Origin of the sequence: Mesorhizobium sp. Root157 (genome assembly GCF_001427385.1) — a bacterium.
Taxonomy (GTDB): domain Bacteria; phylum Pseudomonadota; class Alphaproteobacteria; order Rhizobiales; family Rhizobiaceae; genus Mesorhizobium.
Genome location: NZ_LMGJ01000029.1, coordinates 1 through 5,093 on the forward strand (window position 1 = coordinate 1; position 5,093 = coordinate 5,093).

Genomic DNA, 5,093 nt, shown 5'->3' on the forward strand with positions numbered 1-5,093 from the left:
CTTCGATGGAAATTCTGCGCTCATCTACTGATCCTCTCAAAAACGAGGGGTCAGTTCTTCGTTTCGTTCGGGGGTCAATTTCTCATTTCGCCTGACACGACCCTTGGGCGTTGCCACGCGACTCGGGCGGTATTGGCTGATCACACGCAGAACGGACGCTGACTACACATCGATCATTCCGACTATTGGAGACGGATCAATGGATATTCGAGCAACCCTGGCGGATCTATGTGAGGCCTTCAACGCGCATGACCTCGATCGCATCATGGCGTTTTTTGCTGACGACTGCGTGTTGGAGATGCCACGGGGCGCAAAACCGTGGGGAACTCGCGTTGAAGGCAAGCAGGACGTGCGAGCAGCGCTGTCGACACGCTTTGAAGGTCTGCCTGATGTCCACTACGGCAACGAAGAGCATTTTGTGGATCCAGCTGCCACCACTGGTATCTCCAAATGGACCCTCACGGGGACCAGCCGTGACGGAAGGAAAACGGAAGTTCGCGGTTGTGATTTCTACACGTTTCGCAACGGCAAGGTGATCCGCAAGGATTCATACTGGAAAATCGTGGAGTGAAATTGCACCGCTTCTGCGATCGTTCCCGCTCCGTCCGACCGGGCGATGGGTCGATTGACGGGCGGGAATGGTTTGGGTTCCGACACTTGCAGTGCGCTCTTTACTGCCCCGACGCTTTAGCCGGCCCCTTATGCATGATGTCGTCGTTTTCCGGTCCGTCGACGATCAGATAGCCGGCAAGGCCGCGCTCGGCGCGCGACAGGGCGTGATCGACCAGCACGTAGTGCCCGCCGCGATCAATCTTAAAGTCGACGATCGTGGCGCCGCCGGGTGGAACTGTCACCGTCTGCACGTTGGTCAGCGGCGGAGATGTGACGCTGCCAAGCGTATAGACGTGGTCGAATATCTCGCCAATGACGTGGAACGACGATGTGTAGTTGGGTCCACCTACACCGAAGAAAATTCGCACCGTTTCGCCGGCATTGGCATAAAGCGGATGCGACTTGGTCAGCGCGCCGACCGAACCGTTGAACAAGAAATATTCCGGCCGCTCCGAGATCAGCTTGTCGTAGTCCATCTCCATCTCGCCTTGAGTTCCGAAAGGCTCGACCGTGTAGAGCTCGCCCTGCATGACGTAGAACTCGCGGTCGACCTGTGGTAGCCCGCCCTCCGGCTCGACCAGGATCAGGCCATACATGCCGCTAGTGATGTGGTGGGCCACGCTGGGCGTCGCGCAGTGGTAGACATAAATGCCGGGCTTCAGCGCCTGGAAGGTCACGACCGCCTCTTCACCGGGCGCGATCTGGGTGAAGTCCGCGCCGCCACCGGGCCCGGTCGCGGCATGGAAATCGACCGAATGCATCATGACGCTGTCGGCAGCATTCTTCAGGTGAACTTCGACCGTGTCGCCAACCCGCACGCGCACAAAGGGTCCCGGAACCTTGCGGTTGAAAGTCCAGTAGACGTAGGTGGTGCCATCATCGAGCCGGCCGGTCAGTTCTACCGTCTCCATGTCGACGCGCACGACCTGCGGCGCGCGCTGGCCGATGGGGCCAGGCAAGTCGGCAGGATCGTGGACGATATCGGCGGCATCCGTATCCATGGCTTCGCGTGGGCCGGGCATGACATGGATCAGCCCCTCCATGCCCGCTGCCCGATGTCCAGCGATAGAGCAAAAATAGGCGAACTCGCCAACCTTGCCGGCAGTGAACGAGAAAGTGGAAGAGGCGTTCTTGCCAACGACGATGGATGAGCGTGCCGCGTATTGGTCGATGACCACGTCATGCTCGGCGCCTTCGCCGTTGATCAGGTTGATCTGCACCAGCTCGCCCTCATGCACCATCAGGGTTGGATTGATCTGGCCGTCAATGTCGCCACCGACGCCGAGATAGACCATGCGCCCGCCGGCAATGCCGGTCTTGAGCGTAAACGTCGTCGGATTGTGGTAGCTGACCGCCGAAGATGCTCCGGCGGCACCGGCGTCAGGGGCCGGTTGTGAATTGACCGTCGGCGCCGCAGTCGGCTGAACCTGCGTTGTATCTGCCGCCGCTGTTCCGTGCTGATGTGTCTGGGCGAATGCCGGAGCGGGGAAAAACAGCGCCATCACCATGGTGATGGCCACAAGCCATCCTGCCGCACCCATCCCCTTGCCTTGCCCGGCGACAACGCCGGCCACCGATTTCGTTCGTAGTCCCTGTCGATCGAGCATTGGGCAATCCATTACTGTCGTATCAAAAACGGTTGGTCGCAGAGCCGACCCTCACAGCTATGCGGGTCTTCGCAGTCAGCTAGAGGCAATTTGGTTCCACACCGCCGACTGAATTCATTCTGCAGGAATTTGAGAAAAGAGGTCAGCAAACACCTTCTTCGCTTTGCCCGAATGTTTTACGCTTTGTGCTGCTTCCAGATTGGTCAGTTTGCCGACGGTGATCAGCGCTACCATTCCCATGCCATAATGGGGCGTGCACTTGACGCCATAGACGCCTTCCGCATCGAGCGTAACCGTGATCTTCTCGTTCATCTTGCCCTTGAACGGCTTGGCACCCTCAGGGATCATCCCCTTGATGCTTTCGGCGTCATGCCCCTTGTCGGTCGGCACAAACGTGACCGTGTCTCCGACCTCCGCCTGGATGAAATCAGGTTGGAACACCATGGCGCCCTTTTCGCCCTTATTCAGCATTTGAACTTCGTGATCGGCGGCCTGTGCGCTTCCGATAACCAGGGCGGCAAATGACGCCGCGAGAATGAGGGGACGTATCATCGTAGCTCCTTTTCGTGCCAATACACGACCATTGGTGAAACGTCAGCTCTGCCAACAGAGCGCCAGATGGCCGACAACGAAGTTAAGGCATGCGACCTAAAAGACAACCTCGTTTCCATAGCCGTCTGGTGTGCTTACGGAATATCAGCCGGACATTCGAGAGTGCACCAAATGATCATTGTAGTTCAACGATCGCCTGATTTATCAAAAGGTTGACCGAAAGCCCGCCTGGATTCCATTCCCGTCGTATTTTCCCGCCGAGTTGCCTTTCAACAGCAATTTCACTTAACCGAGTGCCGAAGCCCTGATGAACTGGCTGGCTATCAATGGCCGGGCCACCTTGCTCGCTCCAGCGGAACGCGAGCTCATCGCCATTTCGCTGGCTTTCGAATGTCACTGTGCCCGCTGGAACTGACAATGCACCGTGTTTGACTGCATTCGTGGCCAGTTCATTCAGAACAAGAGCCACTGGTGTCACGGCTTTCGGGGAAAGCGCGAGATCATTCCCGATTATGCGGAGTTGGTTGCTCTCCCTCGAATCCAGATGGGGCGAAAGTATCGTCTGTAACAGCTCGTGCAGCGTAGTGCCTTGGTGGTTGGTAACCGTATCACCGTCCGCGCTTGGCACGGTAAGCGCTTGCGCGCGGGCCAGCGCCTCCAGCCGCCCACGGACCAATTGGGCAAGTTCCTCTGGGGTTTGCGCACGTCTGGAGCAGAGTGATATTAGCCCACTCGCCATTGAGAAGACGTTCTTGATCCGATGCTCCATTTCCTTCAACAGCAATTGCTGTTGATCATGCGCGTTCTGACGATCTGTAATATCCCGGGCAATTTTGGAGGCCCCAATGATGGTGCCATTGTCGTCGCGCAGGGGCGAAACGGACAGAGAAATATGAATGAGACTGCCGTCCTTGCGCTGGCGAACGGTCTCGTAGTGATCAATTTTTTCTCCCCTGCGCAAGCGTTTGAGGATTCCTGGTTCTTCGTCAGGCCTGTCGGAGGGAACGAGCATGGTCACGGATCGACCAAGAGCTTCCTCCACCGTGTAACCGAACAGGCGCTCCGCGCCCCGATTCCAGCTCGTGATGATGCCGTTGAGATCTTTTGTCAGGATGGCGTCATCGGAAGATTCGACGATAGCTGCCAGATGTTGCTGGGTAGTATCCTTAGCCGGCCCGCTTAGAGTAGCCGGTCCCTGCAAATTCGCTATAGAGGAGGTGTGAGATCCCAGATCGAGCTCGATTTTGTCTGACATCGTGATGGTACCCCACCTCGGAAATTCCCCGTGGTTGTAATGTAGCTTGCTGCGATCAACTATGAAAGACCCGCGAGAAGCTACTCGGGAGGGGATAGCGGTGGTGAATTTGTCGGGTAATGCCGTTGTGGTGAAAATTGCTCCGGGCTGTTAGTCCCGCCCGTCTGCTACTGAAAAATCCCGCATCCGGTCAACGACATAACGCCGCGAGCGGTTTTTCGGCACATGCTGATTATTGAGCTTCATCGCGATGACGCAAAGTCCGTAGAGCCAGCGCTCGTTGGCTGCGGAGCGCTGCAGGCCAACTTTCCAACAGACTGCCTTCCATGGTGTCTGATGGGCGCGCAGCCAGACGATCTTGCCATCAACAGGATCGAGACCGATGGTCCAGGAGAGCGTCTGCTCTGTGCGAGAAATCGCAGCAGGTGACGGCGGCGGCAATGATGTTTGCCGTGGCGACTGGCCGACGAGATCGGCGAACTCGTACATATAATCTGGCCAGGTGTTGAAGTAGCCCTGAACCTGCACAGACGGCAGTCTCTGCAGAACCGCCGCCGCCTCTGCAAGGCGGTCCTCAACCAGCTTCGGCGTCCAGATCGGATCGGTCATGACCGCTCTCTTCTTGCGTGGGGCCGGCCATAGAGCTTTTCGCCAAGCTGACGGATCATCTCCTGCTCGGGCCAGGTAAGGCGCTCATCGTCGATCGCCACCGCCAGTACGCCCAATTCGCGCCAGCCTTGACGCTTGACCAAGTCGCCGGCGCGGCGCTCGCCGCCATAGCCTCTCGGGGTCCATCTCATTGGACATCTCCCGTCTCAAGCGGACAGGGTCCGGGTCTGAATGGCTTGGGTCCGGGTAGGGTCCGGGTCTGCGGTTGGCGCAAACCCTTGGAAAGTAAGGAAAGGTCCAGGTGGGTCCGGGTGGTCCGGGTATACTCGCCTACATTATATATTCGGGTAATACGCACTTCATGTACGTGAACACATGAGCATGATTTTTCCCCTCCTACGGAAAAGAGAGGAAAAGACCCGGACCACCCGGACCTACCCGGACCCAGTGTTGAATTC

The 5,093-nt window shown here is 57.6% G+C and carries 6 protein-coding genes; 1 reads left to right on the top strand and 5 read right to left on the bottom strand.

Annotation, left to right across the window (positions count from 1 at the left end):
- Positions 1-199 precede the first annotated feature (199 nt).
- A complete protein-coding gene (locus ASD64_RS14140; protein ID WP_056106071.1) occupies positions 200-571 on the top strand; it encodes a nuclear transport factor 2 family protein in 372 nt (123 codons plus the stop codon).
- Positions 572-671: 100 nt separating this feature from the next.
- Here the strand turns inward: ASD64_RS14140 and nirK are convergent, their stop codons facing one another.
- The 5 genes from nirK to ASD64_RS14165 all read right to left on the bottom strand — a co-directional run bounded on the left by nirK (position 672) and on the right by ASD64_RS14165 (position 4,826).
- Entirely contained in the window at positions 672-2,219 is a 1,548-nt protein-coding gene (gene nirK, locus ASD64_RS14145; protein ID WP_244480800.1) for a copper-containing nitrite reductase, read from the bottom strand.
- Positions 2,220-2,333: 114 nt separating this feature from the next.
- Positions 2,334-2,771: a pseudoazurin gene (locus tag ASD64_RS14150; RefSeq protein ID WP_056106075.1), complete on the bottom strand. Its 438-nt coding sequence runs from the start codon at positions 2,769-2,771 to the stop codon at positions 2,334-2,336.
- A 175-nt stretch (positions 2,772-2,946) separates the two neighbouring features.
- On the bottom strand, positions 2,947-4,026 hold the full coding sequence (locus ASD64_RS14155) for a PAS domain S-box protein (RefSeq protein ID WP_056106077.1): 1,080 nt from the start codon (positions 4,024-4,026) through the stop codon (positions 2,947-2,949).
- Between the two features lie 150 nt (positions 4,027-4,176).
- Positions 4,177-4,635, bottom strand: coding sequence for a DUF6362 family protein (locus ASD64_RS14160; RefSeq protein WP_056106079.1), 459 nt, complete (start codon positions 4,633-4,635; stop codon positions 4,177-4,179).
- Entirely contained in the window at positions 4,632-4,826 is a 195-nt protein-coding gene (locus ASD64_RS14165; RefSeq protein WP_056106081.1) for a hypothetical protein, read from the bottom strand. The genes ASD64_RS14160 and ASD64_RS14165 overlap by 4 nt, the downstream gene beginning before the upstream one ends.
- Positions 4,827-5,093 lie beyond the last annotated feature (267 nt).

What these genes read in the sequence shown, in the direction of transcription:
- ASD64_RS14150 (WP_056106075.1), bottom strand. Translation starts at nt 2,771, where the DNA reads ATGATACGTCCCCTCATTCTCGCGGCGTCATTTGCCGCCCTGGTTATC.
- ASD64_RS14165 (WP_056106081.1), bottom strand. Translation starts at nt 4,826, where the DNA reads ATGAGATGGACCCCGAGAGGCTATGGCGGCGAGCGCCGCGCCGGCGAC.
- ASD64_RS14155 (WP_056106077.1), bottom strand. Translation starts at nt 4,026, where the DNA reads ATGTCAGACAAAATCGAGCTCGATCTGGGATCTCACACCTCCTCTATA.
- ASD64_RS14160 (WP_056106079.1), bottom strand. Translation starts at nt 4,635, where the DNA reads ATGACCGATCCGATCTGGACGCCGAAGCTGGTTGAGGACCGCCTTGCA.
- ASD64_RS14140 (WP_056106071.1), top strand. Translation starts at nt 200, where the DNA reads ATGGATATTCGAGCAACCCTGGCGGATCTATGTGAGGCCTTCAACGCG.
- nirK (WP_244480800.1), bottom strand. Translation starts at nt 2,219, where the DNA reads ATGCTCGATCGACAGGGACTACGAACGAAATCGGTGGCCGGCGTTGTC.